The organism is Sphingomonas sp. 28-62-11, assembly GCF_002278865.1.
Taxonomy (GTDB): Bacteria; Pseudomonadota; Alphaproteobacteria; order Sphingomonadales; family Sphingomonadaceae; genus Sphingomonas.
This window is the reverse complement of the sequence record NZ_NCGB01000029.1, coordinates 14698-36094: the sequence shown is the minus strand read 5'-3', so window position 1 is coordinate 36094 and position 21397 is coordinate 14698. Positions and strand designations below refer to the sequence as shown.

Genomic DNA, 21397 nt, shown 5'->3' with positions numbered 1-21397 from the left:
TATGATCTGCTCCTCGGTAAATCTGCTGCGCTTCATCGTCGTCCTCCTTCATGAAGGACTCTAGCTCAGACTGGCGGAGTTTCAGGGGAGCACGTCAACTTTTATGCATCATTCCGATCGTTCGAATTGAGGCTCCGTTTTTCTAAGTCCCGTAGCGCCGCGAGACAAGCTGTTTCGATTTAAGCGGACTTTGGCTTTACGTGCCTTAAGTCCGCGAAATTGTGGCCCGGACTTATGGGTGCTTTCGGGCTCTTGCAGCTCCATGTGTAGCTGAGCCTCACCGGGGTCGGTCGCGGCGAAATTCAGTTTGCGGTACGTCCGCCATGAACCATGCAGCCGAGAGAATGATCAACCCCTTCCTACCACACGGGAAACTGTCGGCCCGCTTTTGAGCACGTCTACTTGATTTCTAAATGACTAAAATGGGTCGGAAGCTGCCGAGCCCGGACGGCCAGACGAATGTCCGCTAAGCCTGCGAGTCGTCCCAAAAGCCGACATTCCGCAAACGGCCCAACATCGGCCAAACCATTTGGTCCACTGATCCAACGGATCAACCAGCAGTTTAGTGCAAAACTTTCCTACAAGCCCCCATTCTGATATGTATCCATCGTCTACACTTTAGGGTGGCTACAACGCTCTTTCCCATCGTCGCTCTCTCCCAATCCGTCGATCGCTTCGATCCGCGCCTCACCCCATACGCGACCGAATTTTTCCCAATAGGTCATAACCTTCATAACCTTTGAGCACCCTCAAACTACCCCATCACCCCCACACCGCGCCCGCCTGCAAAAAAGCGATGGCAACCCGCAACTTCCGCAACTTCACCCCCGCAACTTTACGCCCCGGCCAAGCCCACCACGCTCTCCACCGCGCGCTGCCACCCCGCCAGCCGCGCCTCGCGCGTATCCCCGTCCATGCCCGGCTCGAACACCTCCACCGCGCCGCGCATGGCGCTGGCTTCCTCCAGCCCGCTGAACAGCCCGCTCCCCACGCCCGCCAGCATCGCGGCGCCCAGCGCGGTCGTCTCGGCGAAGGCGGGGCGTTCCACGGTGATGCCAAGGATGTCCGCCATGTCCTGCGCCATCCAGTTGTTGGCGACCATGCCGCCATCGATGCGAAGGCTCGCCCAGTCGACCCCGTCCGCCGCGAACGCGGTTTTCAGGTCATGCGCCTGGTGCGCCATCGCCTCCAGCGCGGCGCGGACGATGTGCGCGCGGGTGTTGGTGAAGCTGAGGCCGGAGATGCTCGCGCGCGCCTCTGGCTGCCACCACGGCGCGCCCAGGCCGGATAGCGCCGGGACCAGATAGACCCCGCCATTATCGGCCACGCTGCGGGCAAGCGCCTCGGTCTCCGCCGCGGTTCCGATCAGGCCCACTGAGTCGCGCAGCCATTTGATCAGGCTGCCCGCCACGAACACCGAACCCTCCAGCGCATAGGCCCGCTTGCCGCCCAGCTGCCACGCGACGGTGGAGAGCAGTCGGTGGCGGGAGAGCGGCGGGGTGCTGCCCGCCTGCGTGAGGATGAACGCGCCGGTGCCGAAGGTCGCCTTGGTCTGGCCGGGGGCAAGGCAGGACTGGCCGATGGTCGCCGCTTGCTGGTCGCCCGCCATGCCGCAGATCGGGATGGCCGCGCCGAACAGCGTAGTCTCGCCATAGCGCCCGGCGCAGTCGACAATCTCGGGCAGCGCGCGGGCGGGCGCGCCGAACAGGTCGATCAGCCCGTCGTCCCACCCGCCGCTGCCAATCGCCATCAGCGCGGTACGGCTGGCGTTGGTCGCATCGGTGATGTGGAGGCCGCCCCGGTTTTCATTGGCTGTGAGCTTCCAGACGAGCCAGCTTTCGACCGTGCCGATCGCCAGCCTGTCGCCCGCCTCGGCCAGCTGCGGCCAGTTGGCCATCGCCCAGCCGATCTTGCTGCCGCTGAAATAGGGATCGAGCAGCAGCCCGGTCTTGGCCTGCACCGCGCCCTCATTCCCCGCGTCCTTCAGGTCACGGCAGATGCTCGCGGTGCGGCGATCCTGCCAGACGATGGCGGGGGCGAGCGGTTCGCCGGTCGTCTTGTCCCAGAATACCACCGTCTCACGCTGATTGGTGATGCCGATCGCCGCGATTTTCTCGCCGCCGCCGACCGCGTCGATCGCTCGCTGAGTCACCGCCAAAGTGCGTTCCCAGATTTCGGCGGCGTCATGCTCCACCCAGCCGGGCTGCGGATAATGCTGCGTCAGTTCAGCAGCATGGGTGGCCAGGCATGTACCGCTGGGGTCGAACACCATCGCCCGGGTGGAGGTGGTGCCTTCATCGATGACAAGGATCAGGTCGCTCATGGGGGCACGCTAGCCGGGATTACAAGCGAGTGGAATGCCGCTAGAGAAGCATCATGGAAGACACGCCCGGACCCATGGCAGCAGCCCCCGACGATCAGCCCGCACCGGCGGCGTCGGTGAACGCTGCCCCGCGAGCCCCGGCGGCGGCGCCGGTGATGGGGGTAGGGGTGCCGGCTCCTGATGCGCGGGCAAGCGCGCTCGATGCGGAAACATTGCGGCGTGATCGGCTGCTCGCCTCGCTGACGCTGATCGCCGGGCTCGGGCTGGCACTGGCACTGCCGTTTGCGCTGAAGGCGGGGGCGGAGTTTTTCCTGCCCGTCACCGCGGCGCTGGTAATCGCGGTGGCTTTGGTGCCTGTGCTCGAATGGCTGGAGCGGCGGCGCGTGCCCGCGGCGCTGGCGTCGCTGCTCTGCGTGCTGCTGTTCCTCGCGGCGGCGAACATCGCGCTCGCCGCGATCATCGTGCCCGCCGCGCAGTTTTTCCGCCAGCTACCCGAAAAGATCGGGCAGATTCAGATGAACATCAAGCCGCTGCTCGATCTCTATTCGAGCCTCAACAAATATGTCGATGATACCGCGATGCGGCTGGCGGCAGGCGGCGCCGAAAAGATGGCGAGCGTGGCACAGGCGACCAACGTGCCGCCGCGCTCGCTGATCGAACTGATCGCCAGCGCCGCGCCGACCGTGTTCATCCAGATTTTCTTCGGCACCCTGGTGGTGTTCTTCTTCCTGTCGGGCTGGACTCGGCTGCGGCGGCGGACGATCACCAGCCGGTCGAGCTTTGATGGCGCGATGGCGACCGCCCGGGTGATCCAGGACGTGGTCGACGATACGTCCTCTTATTTGGGCACCATCACCGCGATCAACCTGTCGCTCGGGCTGTTCGTGGCGTTTGCGCTGTGGCTGATGGGGATGCCCTATCCGCTGATGTGGGGCGGCATCGTCGCGCTGCTCAATTACGTGCCCTATTTCGGACCGATCGTCGCGGCGCTTCTGCTCGCGCTGGGCGGATTGATGGTGTTCAGCGATCTGTGGGTGGCGCTGATACCCGCCTTCATCGTCATTGGCGCGCATTTGGTGGAGGCGAACGCGATCACCCCGCTGATCGTCGGTCACCGGCTGACGATCAACCCGATCATGATCCTGATTTCCCTGAGCTTCTGGGGGTGGGTGTGGGGCACGCCGGGTGCGCTGCTGGCGGTGCCGTTGCTGATCATCCTGCAGACAGTGATCGGCGCAGCAGGGCAGCCCGATATCGCCGGATTCCTGTTTGAACACGGCACGCTCGATCACCAGCGGCGACGCGACGAGCGGGCGTCGCGGAGTCCCTAGGGGTAAGCCTGTTGGCGATCGCGCTCTCGACGGTTGACACTGCCCGGTAGCTAAACTAGTTGCCGCGCCTCACGCTTTACAAGCGGGTGTAGCTCAGTTGGTTAGAGCGCCGGCCTGTCACGCCGGAGGTCGCGGGTTCGAGCCCCGTCACTCGCGCCATAGCGCGCAATTCATTACATTTCGGGGCGAGCGACCACAGGATGAGCGACGCCTGGGAAAAATCCGCCGCTGCCTGGATCGCATCACAAGGCGACGCGGGTGATTTCACGCGCCGCTACGTTCTCGACGCTCCCATGCTGGCGCGAATCGAGGGGCGGGGCTTTCAGTGCGCGCTCGATGTCGGCTGCGGTGAGGGCCGATTCTGTCGGCTGATCGCCCCGCTTGTCGGCAGTACGACGGGCATCGATCCGTCGCCGTCGCTGATTGCCGAAGCAAAGCGCCGCGATGCTCGGGGTGATTATCGGGTCGGTCATGCTGAAGGGCTCGATTTCGCCGATAGGAGCTTTGATCTCGTGATTTCCTATCTAAGCCTGATCGACATCGACGATATCGAGCCCGCCATCGCCGAAATCGCCCGTGTGCTGGCGCCGGGGGGGACGTTGCTGATTGCCAACCTCAACAGTTTCAATACGGCCAATGATGGGCGCGGATGGCGCACCGACTGGCGCGGCCGTCCGCGCGACTTTCCCATCGACGCTTATCTCGATGCTCGACCCGTTCGAGCGGCCTGGAAAGGTATCGATGTGGTCAACTGGCACCGCCCTATGTCGACCTATATGTCGCTGCTGATCGATGCGGGCTTGCGGCTGACGCTGTTTCAGGAACCTGCGCCGACTGGCGGCGATCACGCCAAGGCCGATCGCTATCGCCGGGTGCCCTACGCTCATGTGATGGAATGGCAGCGTGACTAGACGCGCCAGCGCCCGGTTTCCATCCACAGCAACAGAGGCTTCATCGGCATAATCCAGACGATGCCGACAAAGGCATAAAACGCCATCTGCACCCCCACGGGCCAGCCCGAAATCGTGTCCGCCAGGCTGGCAATCAGCACCGCCCAGATGAAAATCGAGGCGATCATGATCAGCGCGCCCGCAGGTTTACGCCAGCTTGGGGTCATAAGTTCTGCTCCGGACGGTTCCAGCCATATTCATCAATGACGCCGTGAAGCGGAACATCCCACGGGTCGACAGGCAACGCATCGACTCGCTGGATGGACCAGGCGATGCCGATCCTCAATACCGCCGGAAGGTCAGCAAAGGCACGATCATAATAGCCTGCCCCCTGGCCCAGCCGGTTGAGCGCCCGGTCAAACACAAGCAATGGGGTGAGGACGATATCTGGTTCGACTGGTTCGGCATCGGCATCGGGTTGGCGCACACCCATCGGTCCCGCAACGAGGAGATCGCCCTCATGCCAGGTCAGGAAGCGCATCGGGTTGGCGCGGCTGGTGATATGAGGCAGCGCGACCGTCCAGCCGCGGTTGCGGGCGGCAATCATCAGAATGTTTGGGTCCGCCTCGCCAGGCATCGCAATGTAACCGGCAATGGTGCCGCGACCGGTCAATCGATCGAGATAATCATGCGGCGGGATGATCGGCGGCCCGACTTTAGCATAGGCTAGCCGTTTGCGCCGCATATCGTCGCGCAATTCAGCCTTCAAACGATGCGACATTTCATTCTCCCGGCCGGGAGGAGTGGCGGGACCACCATGGCCGTTTGCCTGAATATCCTCTGACGCCAGTAACGTCAGGTGGGGACCATGTTCTCGGACCAGGATCCGCGAAGGGACAGCCCCCTAGGAAGAATAATCGCCTCAGGGATGTTCGTGAAGCTCGTACCGGGCAGTACCCGCCGCGTATGCATTTAGGCGCTTTCGGGTGGTTTCTCAAGGGCGGCGGCAATTGCCTCCAGCCGATCGGCCAATCGTTCGAGATCGGGCAGGTCAGCGCTGGGCGTCGCCATCTGCGCGGGGTCGCTGGGGGCCACACGTCGTTCGGCTTCATCCAACGCATCGGCGAGCATCAGCGCGACATAGAGCATCGATCGTTCGGCGTTCATCCCGCCCGAGGCGCGTTCGGCAGCGGCCCAGCGTGAATCGAGCTTCGTGGCGATCCGGCGAAACTGATCTTCGCTACCATCCCGACACGGTATGCGGTGCTGGCGATCGCCAATCGACAGGACGACTTCGGCCATTATTCGGCGCGATCGGCGAGCACGCCGTCGAGCACGCGCACGGCCTCAGCCATGCTGTGCTTCAGGGCAGCGTGGCGCTTGGCCAGGGTGTCGTCAGGCGCAGGACGGTCAGCAAGGGCCGCCTCGATTCGGGCAAGAGCGCGATCGATCCGATCCGCTGCCGACTGGGTTTGCGCGTCGACCATGGGCGTTAGCCTAGCATGGCGGCACCGCACGGCAAGCTGCGAATCGATCACAAGGTTGACGGCGCGGCCCCGCCACCGCAAAGACGCGCGTCATTGTTCACCTGCCGGTTTCTGCTGCGTTTTGGACGCCTGCCGGCAATCCGGGAAGAATCCGATGGGCGTTACGCCGACCGATCTCGCCAATGCCATTCGCGCGCTGTCGATGGACGCCGTAGAAGCGGCAAATTCTGGGCATCCTGGCATGCCGATGGGCATGGCCGATGCGGCAACGGTGTTGTTCACCCGTTATCTGAAATTCAACCCTGCCGATCCGCGCTGGCCTGATCGCGATCGCTTTGTGCTATCGGCTGGGCACGGATCGATGCTGATCTATTCGCTGCTGCACCTGACCGGCTATGCGCGGCCAACGATCGACGACATCCGCCAATTCCGCAAGCTCGGCAGCCCCTGTGCGGGGCACCCCGAGAATTTCGAGCTGGCGGGTGTCGAATGTACGACCGGGCCGTTGGGGCAGGGCGTCGCGATGGCGGTGGGCATGGCACTGGCCGAGCGGCATTTGAATGCAACCTTCGGCGACGATCTGGTCGATCACCGCACCTGGGTGGTCGCTGGTGACGGGTGCCTGATGGAAGGCGTGAACCATGAGGCGGTTGGCCTCGCCGGGCATCTGAGTCTCGGTCGGCTGAACGTGCTGTGGGACGATAACAAGATCACGATCGACGGCGCGGTCAGCCTTTCGTCGAGCGAGGATATTCCGGCGCGGTACCGGGCTTCGGGCTGGCATGTCGCTGAATGCGACGGGCATGACGGCGATGATGTGGCCCGCGCGATCGAGGAAGCACTTGCTGATCCGCGCCCATCGCTGATCCGGTGCCAGACGATCATCGGCAAGGGGGCGCCCAACAAGCAGGGCACGTCGGCTACCCACGGTGCTGCACTGGGCGGCGCTGAGGTGGCAGCGGCGCGCGAAACGCTTGGCTGGCCGCATGCGCCGTTCGAGATTCCGGCAGAGATTAAAGCTGCCTGGACCGAGTTTGGCGCTCGTGGTGCCGGGGTTCAGGCTGAGTGGACGCAGCGGCTCGCAAGTCATTTAGATCTTAACGAATTCAGCCGCCGGATAGCAGGCGCTGTCGACCTCGAGGACGCGACGGGCTGGGCATTCTCGACCTGGGACAAGATGCCCGCCTCGGTCGCGACTCGCAAAGCATCCGAGCTCGTCCTCGAAGGGCTGGCGGCGGCAATGCCCGAGCTGGTCGGTGGATCGGCCGATCTTACCGGATCGAACAACACCAAGGCCAAGGTGCAAGCCCCGCTGACCCGCGACAACTATGCCGGACGTTATGTCTATTACGGCATCCGCGAATTCGGCATGGCCGCAGCGATGAACGGCATGGCGCTGCACGGCGGCGTGATCCCCTATGGCGGCACTTTCCTGGTGTTCTCCGATTATGCCCGTCCGGCGATCCGGCTATCGGCGCTGCAGCGCACGCGGGCCATTTATGTGATGACGCATGATTCGATCGGGCTCGGCGAGGACGGCCCGACGCATCAACCGATCGAGCATGTCATGAGCATGCGGATGATCCCGAACCTCGATGTGTATCGCCCCGCTGACTCGGTCGAGACAGCGGAATGCTGGGCGCTGGCGTTGGCCAAGCAGGATGGCCCTGGGTTGCTCGCGCTAACTCGCCAGAATTTGCAGCAACTGCGTGAAGGCGGCGACATGCTGAGCGCAAAGGGCGCGTATCGGCTGCGGTCGGCGGTTGCAGCACGCCAGGTGGTCGTGATCGCCACGGGGTCCGAAGTGCAGATTGCAGTCGCGGTCGCAGCGGCACTCGAAGCACAGGGGATTGGTGCCGATGTCGTGTCGATGCCGTGCTGGTCGCGCTTTGATGCGCAGGATTCAGCGTACCGGGCGGACGTGCTGCCCGCAGATGTACTGCGCGTGTCGATCGAAGCAGGAACGACCCTGGGTTGGGAACGCTACACAGGCGATAACGGGCTGCGGTTCGGCATCGACACCTTTGGTGCGTCTGCGCCGATCGACGCGCTTTATGAGCATTTCGGGCTGACGGCCGACGCAATCGTGCCGCAGATCATTACCAAATTACAGAACTGACGGAGTTATTTCGATGACGATCAAGGTAGCGATCAACGGTTTCGGGCGCATCGGGCGCCTCGTCGCACGGGCGATGCTCGAGCAGGGCAATACGGGCCTCGAACTGGTCGCGATCAACGATCTGGCCGATGCCAAGGCGAATGCCTGGCTGTTCAGCCGCGATAGCGTGCACGGCAGATATCCCGGATCGGTCTCGGCCGAGGGCAATGATCTGGTCGTGGACGGCAAGCGCATTCGCGTGACTGCCGAGCGTGATCCGGCGAATCTTCCGCACAAGGAACTGGGGGTCGATCTGGTCCTTGAATGCACGGGTTTTTTCACCGATCGGGAAAGCTGCCAGAAGCACCTCGATGCCGGTGCGAAGAAGGTGCTGATCTCGGCACCCGGCAAGGGTGTCGACCTGACGGTGGTCTACGGCGTCAACCATGACAAGCTGACCGGCGATCACGTGATCGTCTCCAACGCATCCTGCACCACCAATTGCCTCGCGCCGGTCGCCAAGGTGCTCAACGACGCGATCGGCATTGAGCGCGGGCTGATGACGACGGTGCACGCCTATACAAACGACCAGAAGATCCTCGATCAGGTCCACAGCGATCCGCGTCGTGCGCGGGCAGCCGCGATGTCGATCATCCCCACCACAACCGGCGCAGCGCGCGCAGTGGGTGAGGTGCTGCCCGAACTGAAGGGCAAGCTCGATGGTTCGGCAATCCGCGTGCCGGTGCCCGATGTGTCGCTGGTCGACCTGACCTTCACGCCGGGCCGCGACACGACTAAGGAAGAGGTCAACGCGATCCTGAAGGCAGCATCCGAAAGCGGGCCGCTTAAGGGCATCCTCGCCTATACCGATGAGCCGCTCGTTTCGATCGATCTGATGCACGATCAGGCATCGTCGACGGTCGACAGCCTGGAAACGGCTGTGATCGACGGCAAACTGGTTCGCGTGGTGAGCTGGTACGACAATGAATGGGGCTTTTCGAACCGCATGGTCGATACCGCCAAGGCGATGGCGGCGTTTCTCTAACATGGCAGAGGGCGTGATCGCAGGCCTGGCGCGCCACGCCTATTCGCGCGCGCCGATCGAGGAGATCAGCCGCGCGATGATCACGCCCGAACGCGGGGTAGAGGGCGATTGCAAGGGCCGCTTCAAGCCCGGCGGGCGCAATCGACGGCAAGTGACGCTGATCGAACGGGCAGACTGGGATAAAGCGACGGCCGAAATCGGCATCGATCTGCCCTGGTCGGCACGGCGCGCGAACATCCTGGTCGACGGGCTCGATCTGCCGCAGGTGCCCGGCACGGTGCTGCGGATCGGCGATGTCAGGTTGATGGTGATGGTCGAATGCGATCCGTGCAGCCGGATGGATGCGCTGGCGCCGGGCCTGCAGGCTGCGCTCAGCCTCGATTGGCGCGGCGGGGTATGCACGCGGGTGCTGAGTGGCGGAGACATCGCGATCGGCGATACGATTGAAGTCGAAATGGTGATGGAGACGGTGGGTTGAAGGGGTTTCGCACGCTCGACGATATGGGTGACATTGCCGGTAAGCGCGTGCTTGTCCGCGAAGACCTGAACGTACCGATGGTCGATGGCGCGGTGAGCGACGATACCCGGTTGCGCGCGACGGTGCCGACCGTGGCCGAACTGGCAGATCGCGGGGCGATTGTGCTCGTGCTCGCCCATTTCGGCCGCCCGAAAGTGCCAAGCGCCGAGTTTTCGCTGTCGCAGGTGACATCGGCGTATGCCGATGTGCTTGGCCGTCCGGTCCATTATGTCGATTGGGAGGGCGACGCCGCGGCGGTGGCCAAGCTGGCTCCCGGCGATATCGCGGTGCTTGAGAATACCCGTTTCTTCGGCGGTGAGGAAAAGAACGACCCGGCCATAGTGGCCCGCTTTGCCGCGCTAGGTGACTTCTACGTCAACGATGCCTTCTCCGCCGCACACCGCGCCCATGCTTCGACCGAGGGGCTAGCCCATGTGCTGCCGAGCTTTGCGGGGCGCGCGATGGAAGCCGAACTCGATGCACTCGAAAAGGCATTGGGCAAGCCCGAGCATCCGGTCGCGGCCGTGGTCGGCGGGGCGAAAGTGTCGTCGAAGCTCGATGTGCTGACCCATCTGGTCGACAAGGTCGATCACCTGATCATCGGCGGCGGCATGGCAAATACGTTTCTGGCAGCGCGCGGGGTCGATGTCGGCAAGTCGCTGTGCGAGCATGATCTGATCGCGACGGTGGAAGGCATTTTCACTGCCGCCGAGCGCGCAAACTGCACGATACATTTGCCCTACGACGTGGTTGTCGCAAAAGAATTCCGTGCGAATCCGCCGGTGCGGACGGTGAATGTCCATGAGGTGGCGGCCGACGAGATGATTCTCGATATCGGTCCGGCTGCGACCGAGGCGCTCGCCGATGTGCTCAAGACCTGCCGGACGCTGGTGTGGAATGGGCCGCTCGGCGCGTTCGAGACGCCACCGTTCGATACCGCGACGATCGCACTGGCATGGACCGCAGCTGCCCTGACGCAGAGCGGTTCGCTGGTATCGGTGGCGGGTGGAGGCGATACCGTCGCCGCGCTCAACCAGGCGGGCGTTGCCGAAGATTTCACGTTCGTGTCCACCGCTGGCGGCGCGTTTCTCGAATGGATGGAGGGCAAGACGCTGCCCGGTGTAGCGGCGCTTTTGCACGGTTGATCGCCATTCCGAACTATTGATGCGACTTTCCCGGCAAGCTGTGCTATGCCTTCGCCATCACTCGAGTACCCCATCTTCTTCTCCCGTGACTGAGAGACCTGTGCGCTCCCTGTAAAAGTCCCTGAGGAGCGGTGTTCGTGGATCTCAATTATCTTTTCCGGCGTGAGCAGATATCGCTCGTCAACGCAGAGCGTGCCGAGAGCCGCAGCGCGCGGGCCGCGCATGCTGGTTTGGCGCGCGGCTATGCCGAGCTGATCGCGGAGAAGCATGCTCGTTACCGTTTCCGCAAGGCGCCGGCACTGCCGACGTCCTGCTAGCCGTTTCGGCGCGTCGGCCGGGGCCGGGCGACACGCCGTCTTCTCAATATCGGCCCCAACCGGTGTGACCCACAAGAACGTGGCGCCGGATCTACTCAAGGAACTACGACTATGCCGATTGGCACCGTGAAATTTTTCAACGCCGACAAGGGCTATGGCTTTATTGCACCCGAGGACGGCGGCAACGATGCTTTCGTGCACATCAGTGCCGTTGAAGCAGCTGGCATGCGCACGCTCGACAAGGAACAGCGCGTTTCTTACGAGCTGGAGCAGGATCGCCGCGGCAAGATGTCTGCGGTCAATCTCTCCGCAGCGTAATTGATCAAGGGGGGCAGGGTGATCGCCCTTCTCCCCTTTTTCACAACTACTATCCCATTCGAGGAGGGCCGCGTTGACGACCACAGCACCCTTTTGCCGCGAGCGTGCCGAACAGGCCGCTGCAGATGCCGCGCTTGCTACCCTCGACAATGTGCGCGACCGCTATCTTCGTGCTGCCAAGGCGTGGGACGAAATGGCCAGCCGTGCCGAAAAGACCGCAGAGCGTCGCGCGGTGAATGAAGACGCCAAGCTCGCCGCCGAACCGGCCTGAACTTCTGCAGCGATTGGTGATTTTGCCGCTTTGCAGGCGTTGCCCCCTGGTGATCACGCCGCTAACAACCGCGTAGATACTGCACAAAAGCGAAGGGGACCCCGATGACGCCGACCGTGAAGGCGATTCTCGCCAATTACGAATCCGATTCACCCGGCGTGAAGGCGAACCTGGCGCGCATGCTGATGCATGGGCGGCTGGGCGGCACCGGCAAGATGATCATCCTGCCTGTCGACCAAGGTTTCGAACATGGCCCTGCGCGCAGCTTTTCGGTCAATCCACCGGCATATGATCCGCATTACCATTTCCAGCTCGCGATCGATGCGGGGCTTTCGGCCTATGCAGCACCGCTTGGCATGATCGAGGCAGGCGCGGCGACCTTTGCAGGCCAGATCCCGACGATCCTGAAAGTCAATTCATCCAACAGCTGGGCGACGCAGATCAATCAGGCGCTGACAGGCAGCGTCGATGATGCTCTGCGGCTTGGTTGTTCGGCGATCGGCTTTACCATTTATCCCGGCTCCGACGACGTTTTCGCGATGATGGAGCAGATCCGCGAAATGTCGGACCACGCCAAGTCGGTTGGCATTGCGACCGTGATCTGGTCGTACCCACGCGGGGGCAAGCTGTCCAAAAAGGGCGAGCTCGCGCTCGATGTCGGTGCTTATGCCGCGCATATGGCGGCGCTGCTTGGCGCGCACATTATCAAGGTGAAGCTGCCAAGCGACCATATCGAGCAGGATGACGCCAAAAAGGCCTATGAGGGCATCGACGGCTCCACCCAGGCCAAGCGCGTCGCGCATGTCGTGCAGAGCTGCTTTGCGGGGCGTCGGATTGTGGTGTTCTCCGGCGGCGCGGCCAAGGGTGCCGATGCTGTCTATCAGGACGCCCGCGATATCCGCGACGGTGGCGGCAATGGATCGATCATCGGCCGCAATACTTTCCAGCGCCCCCGCGCCGACGCGCTGGCGATGCTCGACAAGCTGGTCGCGATCTACAAGGGCGAGGAATAGGCAAGCGTCATGGAGTTCACCTATCATCGCAGCCTTGGCCCGGTGATAGGTGTTCTGCTCGGGATCGCCATTGTTGAATTGCTGGTCGTCCATCTTGTGGTGGTGTCGCTGCTCGGCTGGACGGCGGCTATCATCGTCGGGGTGATCGATCTGTCGCTCGTCATCACGTTGATCGCCTTGTTGCGGTCATTCCGGCGACTGCCGGTCACGATTGCCGACGGCGTGCTGACGATGCGGGCAGGCTTTCTGAAATCAATTGCGGTGCCAGTCGCACAGATCGATAAACTGAGGTCGCATTGGGATTCAGCGACCATCAAAGATCGCCATGTGCTCAATCTAGCGCTGGCAAGCTGGCCCAGTGTCGTGGTCGATTTGCGCCAGCCCGTCGTTTTACCGACCGGCAGAACAATCAACGCGGTTGCACATAAGCTGGATGACCCGGCCGCTTTCCATGCAGCGATTGCGGCTGTATCGGGCGCCGATGAACGCTGACGAACCCGCGGGCCTGATCGACCCCGATCCCGCCTGGAAGGTGGTGGACAGCTATATCGCCGGTCATCTGCTCGGCGAGGATGCGGTGCTGGCGGCAACGCTGGCTGCAAATGCGACCGCCGGGTTGCCCGATATCGATGTTTCGCCGGCGCAAGGGCAGATGCTTCATCTGTATGCCCGAATGACAGGGGCTCGGCAGATCCTCGAGATTGGCACGCTCGGCGGCTACTCGACAATCTGCCTTGCGCGCGCTTTGCCGGCAGATGGCAAGCTGGTGACGCTGGAGCTAGAGCCACAACACGCAGAAGTTGCACGTGCCAATATCGCTGCGGCTGGCGTGGAGGCGAAGGTCGAGGTGCGCATCGGTGCAGCGGTCGACACCCTTACCGCGATGATCGCTGCGGGCGAGGGGCCATTCGATCTGATTTTTATCGATGCCGACAAGCCGTCGAACACTGCCTATCTGCACGCCTCGCTGGCATTGTCGCGTCCGGGCACCACGATCATTGTCGACAATGTCGTGCGGGAGGGCGGGGTGCTCGATGCCGAGAGCGACGATCCCCGCATCATCGGCACCCGCGCTTTGTTCGCCGCGGTTGCTGCCGAACCGCGGTTAACCGCGACTGCGGTTCAGACGGTCGGGGCGAAAAAGTGGGACGGCTTCCTGCTCGCCGTGGTTCAATGACGGTTCGACAGCTCGGCAGCGGTGACCGGGCTTTGCTGCGCCAGTTGATGGACGTGTTTGGCGATGCCTTTGAGGACAGGGTCACCTATGGCGAGGTGCCACCGTCTGATGCGTATCTCGAAAAACTTCTGGCCCGCGACAGCTTCATCGCGCTGGTTGCACTCCACGGCGGCGAGGTGGTCGGCGGTATCACTGCCTATGATCTCCCGAAGCCCGAACAGGAACGCAGCGAAATCTATCTCTACGATCTGGCTGTCGCTGAAAGCCACCGGCGGCAAGGGATCGCGACGGCGCTCATCGCAGCACTTCAACGCACTGCCGCTGCGCGTGGAGCGTGGGTGGTTTTCGTGCAGGCGGATCACGGCGATGACCCCGCCATCGCGCTTTATACCAAATTGGGGGCGCGGGAGGACGTGCTGCATTTCGACATCGCGCCAATGCCCGGTACGCTGGCGCATGACGGTTGAGTGCGATAGGGCCGCCAAATGATTGATGACGACGACCCCCTCGGCCCGCTCGACCCCGATTTCGCCAGCCAGTTCCAGCGTGATGATCGCCGACCAGCGTGCCAGCTGTACCTGATTTCCCCGCTGGAAGTAGCCGGCGGCTTCCCCGATCGGCTGCGTCGCGCGCTGGGGGCTGGGCCGGTCGCTGCGTTCCAGTTTCGCGTGAAGGGCATCGATCAGCACGCGGCCGCAGCGCTCGCAGAACCGCTGCAAAAGATTTGCGCCGAGCATGACGTGGCGTTCCTCGTGAACGACAGCATCGCGCTCGCCAAAAGGCTGGGTGCGGACGGTGTACATCTGGGGCAGGAGGACGGCGATCCGCGCGAGGCGCGCTCCATCCTTGGCCCCGCCGCGCAGATTGGTGTCACCTGTCACGCCAGCCGCCACCTTGCGATGGAAGCGGGCGAGCGCGGTGCGGATTATGTCGCGTTCGGCAGCTATTTTCCGACGACGACCAAACAGGTCGAGCATCACGCCGAACCGGTACTGCTCAGCTGGTGGTCGACGATGTTCGAAATCCCCTGTGTCGCGATTGGCGGCATCACGCCCGCCAATGGCCGGCCGCTGGTGAAGGCAGGGGCCGATTTCCTCGCCGTGTCGAACGCCGTATGGGGTGCGGACGAGGAAGCGGCGGTGCGGGCGTTTGCGGACGTGCTGGCGCGGTAGCGACGGCAGGCCTAGTGCACGGCATCCATTATAGGAGCCTGTCATGCTCGATCGCATTTTTACCGCCATCGCCAGTCGGATCGCCGCCTTTGCCGGGCAGCCGCTGTCGTTCGTGCTGGCGCTTGGCATCATTGCGACTTGGGGTCTGACGGGGCCGTTGTTCGGCTATTCGGATACCTGGCAGCTGGTGGTCAACACCGCGACAACGGTCGTTACCTTCCTCATGGTGTTTCTGATCCAAAATTCGCAGAACCGCGACGCCGCAGCGATGCAGGCCAAGCTCGACGAACTGATCCGCGCGGTTGATCAGGCGCGCGAGCAGTTTATCGGGATCGAACACAAAACCGACCATGAAATCGAGAAGATCCGCGCCGATCTCGAAGCCGAATGCGCCACGAACGATAGACTTGAATCGCTGCACCAGAGCGTACGCCGCCTGCGCCAGCGACTTTGACCCCAACCGGCGACGTCGGTTCTACCAGTGGCGGACGCGCGCCGTATCGACATGGACGAAGCCGTCCTTGGGGTAATAGCCCACGCCCCCCATGCCCAGCGCGCGCGCCGCGTCGCGCAGTCGCTCCAGTGGCACGCCGGGCAAATGAATGTCGGTCGCCTTGCCGAGCATATGCTGGCTTTTGGTGGCAACGCCGGTATGCGCACCGCCGCGGGATCGCAGCACGGCGTTAGTCGCTGGCGAACGATAACCGGAAATCAAGTCGAATGGCTTGCCACCGGTAACACCAAGCGATTGACGTAGCGACACCAGCAACGCCAGCAGCCGCCGGTCCATCGGGGCTTCTTCCTCAGTGCGCCAGTCGCGCAGGCCGTGATTGAGCTCGGCCAATCCAGCCGAAACGAAACGCCCGCCACGCGCGAACACGGCATCGAAACGCTCGTTGTTGTGGACGTTGCGGATCGCCAGCCGCCACTCGCCGGTTGGGAGGAAAGGCGCGGCGGATGCCGATATCGGGATCAGCCCCAGCATCCCGCCCGCGATGCCCGAACCTATAACCATGCGCCGCGATGGCAAGAGGGACACCGAAGCAGTTTCAGTCGTTGTGATCATGAACTTGCTTAGGGGCCTGATAGTTTGAACAAAACCACAATCGTCGCAGCCTGCCTTATCCTCGGCTCGATTGGCCCTGTATCTCAGGTTTTCGCTCAGACAGATCGGTCAGCAGTCGAAAAGATCGACGCTACGATCCTGCATGCACAGGTTATTCTCGACCATCTTGGCTTCTCGCCGGGTGTGCTCGATGGGAAGCCCGGCCAATCACTGACGGCAGCCCTAAAAGGGTTCCAGGAATCGCGCGGATTGAAACGCACCGGCACGCTCGACACCCCGACGATGAATGCACTGCGCGTCTATCGCGCGATGCGACCGGTCAGAGAATTGCGGCTGACGGCAGAGGGGCTTGCGGGTCCGTTCGTAAACCCGTTGCCGAAAGCGGCCTCCGACCAAGCAAAATTGCCCGCGCTCGGCTATCGTAACGTGATCGAGAAGCTCGCCGAGATGTTTCATACCACGCCTGCGGTACTGATCGCGCTCAACAGCCCGCAAACCCGGCTGGTCCCGGGCATCATCGTGCGCTTCCCCAACGCGCTGCCATCTTCACGGGCTTATGACGCTAAATTGCCCGATCACTGGCGCAAGACACTGGCATCGTTGAATGTCGATGCGAGCCAGCCAGTGGGCGCAAAGATCGTGGTCGACAAATCGGATCAGGTGCTGCGTGTGCTCGATGCCAAGGGCAAGCTCGTCGCCCAGTTTCAGGCGACCATGGGCAGTGCGCGCGATCCGCTGCCGATCGGGCGGTGGAAGGTGCAGGGCGCATCCTACAATCCCGAATTCCATTACAACCCGGATTTGTTCTGGGACGTGAAGGACAGCGTCAAGGATGCGCTGCTGCCACCCGGCCCCAATGGGCCTGTCGGGGTAATCTGGTTCGATCTGTCGAAGCCGCATTACGGCATCCATGGCACGCCCGAACCGAGCACGATCGGTCGTGCGGCGAGCCATGGCTGTATCCGGCTCACCAATTGGGATGCAGCGCGTTTGTCGCTGATGATCAAGCCGGGGACGCCGGCGATCTTCCAGGAGTAGGTGGCTTGCGAGGGCTGAGCATATCGGGGGCGTTGCTGGTCATTGTCATCATCCTGATGGCGATGACGATAAGGGTAAGGACTGAAATCGTCGGTGAATCGCCACCCCTGGCGGTGCATGTGCAAGCCGAGCGACGGCTTGCGCAATGGGCTTTGGTGCCGTCGCCGATTGGTCCGCTTGATGGTCCACTCACAGTGCCCGTCCAGGGGGTTGCGCGGACAAGCCTTGCCAGCAGTTGGGGCGACCCTCGTGGCGGCGGCGCACGCGCGCATCATGGGATCGACATTGCCGCGCCGATGGGCACACTGGTGATTGCCGCAGCCAGTGGTCGGGTGGAGAGAATGGCAGAAAATCCAGCTGGCGGCACCACCGTCTATGTCCGCTCGCCTGCTGGCAAATGGAGTTATTACTACGCCCATTTGCTCGCCTATGCGCCCGGCTTGCAGGAGGGGAAGATGCTACTGCCGGGCGATCCGATCGGCTATGTCGGCGATACGGGTAACGCCGGGGCGGGCAATTATCACCTCCATTTCGGCCTGTCGCGGATGTACCCCGGCGATGGCTGGTGGCAGGGCGTGCCGGTCGATCCTTATCCGCTGCTTGCCGGAAGCGGCACCGGGCGCTAAAGCCCGCGCCTTCGCTCTTTCAACTTGCAGGCACACCCATGAAGATCAGCGGCGTCGACATTCGCCCCGGCAACATCATCGAATATGAAGGCGGTATCTGGAAGGCGGTGAAAATCCAGCACACCCAGCCCGGCAAGGGCGGCGCGTATATGCAGGTCGAAATGAAAAACCTGATCGACGGGCGCAAGAACAACGTCCGCTTCCGCTCGGCCGAAACGGTCGAGCGCGTGCGGCTCGATACGACCGATTTCCAGTTCCTGTTCCGTGAGGGCGATCAGCTGACGTTCATGGACAAGCAGACCTATGACCAGATTACGCTCGATGCGGGCATTCTGGGCGATGCTGCGGCCTTCCTCCAGGACGGCATGGACGTGGTGATGGAGCTTTACGACGAACGCCCGATCAGCGTGCAGCTGCCGGATACGATCGAAGCGCTGATCGTCGAGGCGGACGCAGTAGTTAAGGGGCAGACGGCATCGTCGTCCTACAAGCCCGCTTTGCTCGAAAACGGCGTCCGCGTGATGGTGCCGCCGCATATCGGCGCTGGCACGCGGATCGTGGTCGACGTGTACGAACAGACCTATGTGAAGCGGGCTGACTGAGGCCGAGCGGACGAGACAAATAGCGTTGCTATTTGCCCGATCCGTCGGCCCGGACGGCGAGCGGAGCTCGGCCGATGACACGGGCTTTGCCCGTGGCGCTTGCGGCAATGCCTAAGGAATTGAAATGGTTTCCCACTCCGGCCTTCTCACCGTCATGGAACGTGCCGCCCGCAAAGCGGCGCCCCGGCTGCGGCGTGACTTCAACGAAGTCCAGCAGCTCCAGGTCAGCCGCAAGGGCCCGGCCGACTTTGTCTCGATGGCGGACAAGCGCGCCGAACAGACGATCTATGAGGAACTGAGCCACGCCCGCCCCGACTGGGCGTTCATCATGGAAGAGCGCGGCGAGATTGCGGGTGACCCCAACAAGCCGCGTTGGGTGGTCGATCCGCTCGATGGCACCACGAACTTCCTGCACGGCATCCCGCATTTCTCGATCTCGATCGCGGTCGAGGAGCCCCGTCCCGATGGCCGGTATGAAACTGTGTCAGCGCTCGTTTATCAGCCGCTGACCGACGAGAGCTTCTGGGCAGAACGCGGGCGCGGCGCATGGCTGACGGACCAGCGCCTGCGGGTGTCGGCGCGTAACGACTTGTCGGAATCGCTGATCGCGACGGGCATCCCGTTCCTCGGTCATGGCGATTTCGCACAGTGGACCCGCATTTTCGGCGCGGTCGCCCCCGGCGTGGCGGGCATCCGCCGCCTTGGCTCGGCGGCGCTGGATTTAGCCTGGGTCGCGGCGGGGCGCTTCGACGGCTATTGGGAATCGAGCCTCAGCCGCTGGGACGTCGCGGCGGGCATCCTGCTGGTCAAGGAAGCGGGCGGCTACGTCACCGATTTCCGCGGCGGCGACAAGATGATGGAACGCAACGAATTCCTGGCGGCCAGCGACGCGCTGCACAACAAGCTGCACAAGCTGGTGGCAGGGGCGTTGCGGTAACCCAACCCCGTCACCCCGGACTTGTACCGGGGCCCACTTCTTCACCAATGATGCGGTCGATTGGGGGGCGGTGGACCCCGGAACAGGTCCGGGGTGACGAGTTTGACGGTGGCTTCAACTAACCCAAGCCGCGCAACTTTCCTACATCGCCGCCAAATGCTATGTTGACGTTTGCTCTTTGAAGCCGTCAATCTTTCGCGATTTTGCACTGCTGCAGTGCGCGATAGCAAGACGGTGATGGCAACCCGCAACTTCCGCAACTTCACCTCGGGTGGGAAGTGCGACGATCCGCCTTTGGAAAATCAAACCCCCGTTCGCCCTGAGCGAAGTCGAAGGGCACGCGCTGCGCATGGGCTTCGACTTCGCTCAGCCCGAACGGATAGGGTCATTGGGGCTAATTCGAACCCGAACTAACGAGGTGAATCGAACCTACCCCATCATCTCCACCGCCACCGCTGTCGCCTCGCCCCCGCCGATGCACAGCGAGGCCATCCCGCGCCTCCCGCCCGTCGTTTGCAGCGCTGAAATCAACGTCGCCATGATCCGCGCGCCGCTGGCGCCGATCGGGTGGCCGAGCGCGGTGGCCCCGCCGTGGATGTTCACCACATCGTGCGACAGCCCCAGATCGCGCATCGCGATCATCGCGACGACAGCAAAGGCTTCGTTGACTTCGAACAGGTCAATATGGCTCGCCGACCAACCCGCCTTTTCCATCGCCTTGCGCATCGCAAAAACGGGCGCGGTGGTGAACAGCGATGGGGCGTGGGCATGGCCCGCCGTCGCGACAATCCGCGCAATCGGGGTAAGGCCGAGCTTTTCCGCCACCGACAGCCGAGTCATTACCAGCGCCGCCGCGCCATCCGAGATCGACGAGGCATTGGCGGCGGTCACGGTGCCATCTTTTGAGAAAGCGGGCTTGAGCGTCGGGATTTTGCTCGCGTCGCCCTTTTGCGGCTGCTCGTCCTTGTCGACCGTGACATTGCCCTTGCGCCCAGCAATCTCGACCGGCGTAATCTCACGGTCAAACGCACCCGAGCTTTGCGCCTTCTGCGCCCGCGTCAGCGAGGCGATCGCATAATCATCCTGCTGCTCGCGCGTAAACTGATACGCAGCCGCCGTATCCTCGGCGAAATTGCCCATCAGCTTGCCGGGTTCGTAGGCATCTTCGAGCCCGTCGAGATACATATGATCCTTGAGCACGTCATGCCCGATCCGCGCGCCGCTGCGGTGCTTCATCGAGAGGTAGGGCGCATTGGTCATGCTCTCCATGCCGCCCGCGATCAGCAGGTCGACCGATCCAGCCGCCAGCGCGTCTGCCGCCATGATCGCCGCCTGCATGCCGCTGCCGCACATCTTGTTGACCGTCGTCGCCTCGATATGATCGGGCAGCCCCGCCTTGAGCGCCGCCTGGCGGGCAGGGGCCTGGCCCAGTCCAGCGGGCAGCACGCAGCCCATGTAAATCCGCTCGATCGCCGCACCCGACAGCCCCGCACGTTCCACCGCGCTGCCGACCGCCGCCGCGCCCAACTCGGTCGCCGAGGCGCCTGATAATGCCCCTTGAAAGCTACCCATCGGCGTGCGGGCATAGGAGACGATGACGACGGGATCATGGGCGGGATGGGTGGCCATTGGGGATGCTCCGGCAGGGAAATTGTTACGGGCGATCTAGGCCTCCGCGATGGCTTTGACAAATGCGGCTGGGAACGGATCGCCGCGCTGGCCGCTAGTGCGGTACGGCGACAATGCCGGGTAGTGATGGACGGCAAATGGAAGATACGACCACTGAAGTGCTGAAATGGCTCGCTTCCGGCAGCGGGATGGTCGCGGCGGCGATGGTTTCGCTTGATCTTGGGCGGCGGCTGACGGGGTGGGGCTTCGTGATTTTCCTCGGCTCGTCGATGGCGTGGATCGCAGGCGCGGTGTTGACCGGGGACGCGGCGCTGGGCACGCAGAATGCCGTGTTGTTCGTGATCAACCTGATCGGGGTGTATCGCTATCTCATTCGTGCAAAGCCTGTCTGACTC

Annotated in this window: 27 protein-coding genes and 1 tRNA gene; 21 read left to right on the top strand and 7 right to left on the bottom strand. The window is 62.9% G+C overall.

What is annotated here, in order from left to right:
• Positions 1-835 precede the first annotated feature (835 nt).
• Positions 836-2323 (bottom strand): glycerol kinase GlpK, encoded by a 1488-nt coding sequence (gene glpK / locus B7Y49_RS11145; RefSeq protein ID WP_374127663.1) that lies wholly within the window; start codon positions 2321-2323, stop codon positions 836-838.
• A 155-nt stretch (positions 2324-2478) separates the two neighbouring features.
• Between glpK and B7Y49_RS11140 the strand changes: the two genes are divergently transcribed.
• The 3 genes from B7Y49_RS11140 to B7Y49_RS11130 all read left to right on the top strand — a co-directional run bounded on the left by B7Y49_RS11140 (position 2479) and on the right by B7Y49_RS11130 (position 4565).
• Positions 2479-3654: an AI-2E family transporter gene (locus B7Y49_RS11140; protein WP_374127666.1), complete on the top strand. Its 1176-nt coding sequence runs from the start codon at positions 2479-2481 to the stop codon at positions 3652-3654.
• A gap of 82 nt (positions 3655-3736) precedes the next feature.
• Positions 3737-3813, top strand: a tRNA-Asp gene (locus B7Y49_RS11135).
• A gap of 41 nt (positions 3814-3854) precedes the next feature.
• Positions 3855-4565: a class I SAM-dependent methyltransferase gene (locus B7Y49_RS11130; RefSeq protein ID WP_374127662.1), complete on the top strand. Its 711-nt coding sequence runs from the start codon at positions 3855-3857 to the stop codon at positions 4563-4565.
• On the opposite strand, the gene B7Y49_RS11125 is transcribed toward B7Y49_RS11130, so the two are convergent.
• From B7Y49_RS11125 to B7Y49_RS11110, 4 genes are all read right to left on the bottom strand, one after another.
• Entirely contained in the window at positions 4562-4771 is a 210-nt protein-coding gene (locus tag B7Y49_RS11125) for a DUF2842 domain-containing protein (RefSeq protein WP_374127661.1), read from the bottom strand. The genes B7Y49_RS11130 and B7Y49_RS11125 overlap by 4 nt on opposite strands.
• Positions 4768-5325, bottom strand: coding sequence for a 5-formyltetrahydrofolate cyclo-ligase (locus B7Y49_RS11120; protein WP_374127660.1), 558 nt, complete (start codon positions 5323-5325; stop codon positions 4768-4770). Before B7Y49_RS11120 ends, B7Y49_RS11125 begins: the two co-directional genes overlap by 4 nt.
• Positions 5326-5516: 191 nt before the next feature.
• Complete coding sequence (locus B7Y49_RS11115; protein ID WP_374127659.1) at positions 5517-5846, bottom strand: cell division protein ZapA; 330 nt, start codon at positions 5844-5846, stop codon at positions 5517-5519.
• Positions 5846-6031, bottom strand: a complete 186-nt coding sequence (locus tag B7Y49_RS11110) for a hypothetical protein (RefSeq protein ID WP_374127658.1) — start codon at positions 6029-6031, stop codon at positions 5846-5848. The genes B7Y49_RS11115 and B7Y49_RS11110 overlap by 1 nt, the downstream gene beginning before the upstream one ends.
• A gap of 154 nt (positions 6032-6185) precedes the next feature.
• Between B7Y49_RS11110 and tkt the strand changes: the two genes are divergently transcribed.
• The 13 genes from tkt to B7Y49_RS11045 all read left to right on the top strand — a co-directional run bounded on the left by tkt (position 6186) and on the right by B7Y49_RS11045 (position 15558).
• Positions 6186-8150 (top strand): transketolase, encoded by a 1965-nt coding sequence (tkt, locus tag B7Y49_RS11105; protein ID WP_374127657.1) that lies wholly within the window; start codon positions 6186-6188, stop codon positions 8148-8150.
• Positions 8151-8163: 13 nt separating this feature from the next.
• The gene (gap, locus tag B7Y49_RS11100; RefSeq protein ID WP_374127656.1) at positions 8164-9174 is read left to right on the top strand and encodes a type I glyceraldehyde-3-phosphate dehydrogenase; all 1011 of its coding nucleotides are present in this window, start codon (positions 8164-8166) and stop codon (positions 9172-9174) included.
• Between the two features lies 1 nt (position 9175).
• Positions 9176-9652, top strand: coding sequence for an MOSC domain-containing protein (locus B7Y49_RS11095; RefSeq protein WP_374127655.1), 477 nt, complete (start codon positions 9176-9178; stop codon positions 9650-9652).
• Positions 9653-9675: 23 nt separating this feature from the next.
• Positions 9676-10836 carry a phosphoglycerate kinase gene (pgk, locus tag B7Y49_RS11090; protein WP_374127665.1) on the top strand — a complete coding sequence of 387 codons (1161 nt, stop codon included), beginning with the start codon at positions 9676-9678 and terminating at the stop codon, positions 10834-10836.
• 137 nt (positions 10837-10973) lie between these two features.
• Positions 10974-11153, top strand: coding sequence for a hypothetical protein (locus tag B7Y49_RS11085; RefSeq protein WP_374127654.1), 180 nt, complete (start codon positions 10974-10976; stop codon positions 11151-11153).
• 111 nt (positions 11154-11264) lie between these two features.
• Positions 11265-11471: a cold-shock protein gene (locus B7Y49_RS11080; RefSeq protein WP_374127653.1), complete on the top strand. Its 207-nt coding sequence runs from the start codon at positions 11265-11267 to the stop codon at positions 11469-11471.
• A gap of 73 nt (positions 11472-11544) precedes the next feature.
• Positions 11545-11742 (top strand): hypothetical protein, encoded by a 198-nt coding sequence (locus B7Y49_RS11075; RefSeq protein WP_374127652.1) that lies wholly within the window; start codon positions 11545-11547, stop codon positions 11740-11742.
• Between the two features lie 104 nt (positions 11743-11846).
• A complete protein-coding gene (locus tag B7Y49_RS11070) occupies positions 11847-12755 on the top strand; it encodes a class I fructose-bisphosphate aldolase (RefSeq protein ID WP_374127651.1) in 909 nt (302 codons plus the stop codon).
• A 9-nt stretch (positions 12756-12764) separates the two neighbouring features.
• On the top strand, positions 12765-13247 hold the full coding sequence (locus tag B7Y49_RS11065; protein WP_374127650.1) for a hypothetical protein: 483 nt from the start codon (positions 12765-12767) through the stop codon (positions 13245-13247).
• Positions 13237-13932: an O-methyltransferase gene (locus B7Y49_RS11060; RefSeq protein WP_374127649.1), complete on the top strand. Its 696-nt coding sequence runs from the start codon at positions 13237-13239 to the stop codon at positions 13930-13932. Before B7Y49_RS11065 ends, B7Y49_RS11060 begins: the two co-directional genes overlap by 11 nt.
• A complete protein-coding gene (locus B7Y49_RS11055) occupies positions 13929-14399 on the top strand; it encodes a GNAT family N-acetyltransferase (RefSeq protein ID WP_374127648.1) in 471 nt (156 codons plus the stop codon). Before B7Y49_RS11060 ends, B7Y49_RS11055 begins: the two co-directional genes overlap by 4 nt.
• 18 nt (positions 14400-14417) lie before the next feature.
• Positions 14418-15104: a thiamine phosphate synthase gene (thiE, locus tag B7Y49_RS11050; RefSeq protein WP_374127647.1), complete on the top strand. Its 687-nt coding sequence runs from the start codon at positions 14418-14420 to the stop codon at positions 15102-15104.
• Positions 15105-15147: 43 nt separating this feature from the next.
• Entirely contained in the window at positions 15148-15558 is a 411-nt protein-coding gene (locus tag B7Y49_RS11045; RefSeq protein WP_374127646.1) for a low affinity iron permease family protein, read from the top strand.
• A gap of 21 nt (positions 15559-15579) precedes the next feature.
• Here the strand turns inward: B7Y49_RS11045 and B7Y49_RS11040 are convergent, their stop codons facing one another.
• Positions 15580-16119 (bottom strand): DUF882 domain-containing protein, encoded by a 540-nt coding sequence (locus B7Y49_RS11040; RefSeq protein WP_374127645.1) that lies wholly within the window; start codon positions 16117-16119, stop codon positions 15580-15582.
• 174 nt (positions 16120-16293) lie between these two features.
• Here B7Y49_RS11040 and B7Y49_RS11035 point away from each other — a divergent pair, with 174 nt between their 5' ends.
• From B7Y49_RS11035 to B7Y49_RS11020, 4 genes are all read left to right on the top strand, one after another.
• Positions 16294-17208, top strand: coding sequence for a L,D-transpeptidase (locus B7Y49_RS11035; protein WP_374127664.1), 915 nt, complete (start codon positions 16294-16296; stop codon positions 17206-17208).
• Positions 17209-17213: 5 nt separating this feature from the next.
• On the top strand, positions 17214-17834 hold the full coding sequence (locus B7Y49_RS11030; protein ID WP_374127644.1) for a M23 family metallopeptidase: 621 nt from the start codon (positions 17214-17216) through the stop codon (positions 17832-17834).
• Positions 17835-17872: 38 nt separating this feature from the next.
• Positions 17873-18436, top strand: a complete 564-nt coding sequence (gene efp, locus B7Y49_RS11025) for an elongation factor P (RefSeq protein ID WP_374127643.1) — start codon at positions 17873-17875, stop codon at positions 18434-18436.
• A 124-nt stretch (positions 18437-18560) separates the two neighbouring features.
• A complete protein-coding gene (locus tag B7Y49_RS11020; protein ID WP_374127642.1) occupies positions 18561-19373 on the top strand; it encodes an inositol monophosphatase family protein in 813 nt (270 codons plus the stop codon).
• A gap of 429 nt (positions 19374-19802) precedes the next feature.
• Here B7Y49_RS11020 and B7Y49_RS11015 read toward each other — a convergent pair whose 3' ends face one another.
• Positions 19803-21002, bottom strand: a complete 1200-nt coding sequence (locus B7Y49_RS11015) for an acetyl-CoA C-acyltransferase (protein WP_374127641.1) — start codon at positions 21000-21002, stop codon at positions 19803-19805.
• 137 nt (positions 21003-21139) lie between these two features.
• On the opposite strand from B7Y49_RS11015, the gene B7Y49_RS11010 reads away from it, so the two are divergent.
• Positions 21140-21394 carry a hypothetical protein gene (locus B7Y49_RS11010; protein ID WP_374127640.1) on the top strand — a complete coding sequence of 85 codons (255 nt, stop codon included), beginning with the start codon at positions 21140-21142 and terminating at the stop codon, positions 21392-21394.
• Positions 21395-21397 lie beyond the last annotated feature (3 nt).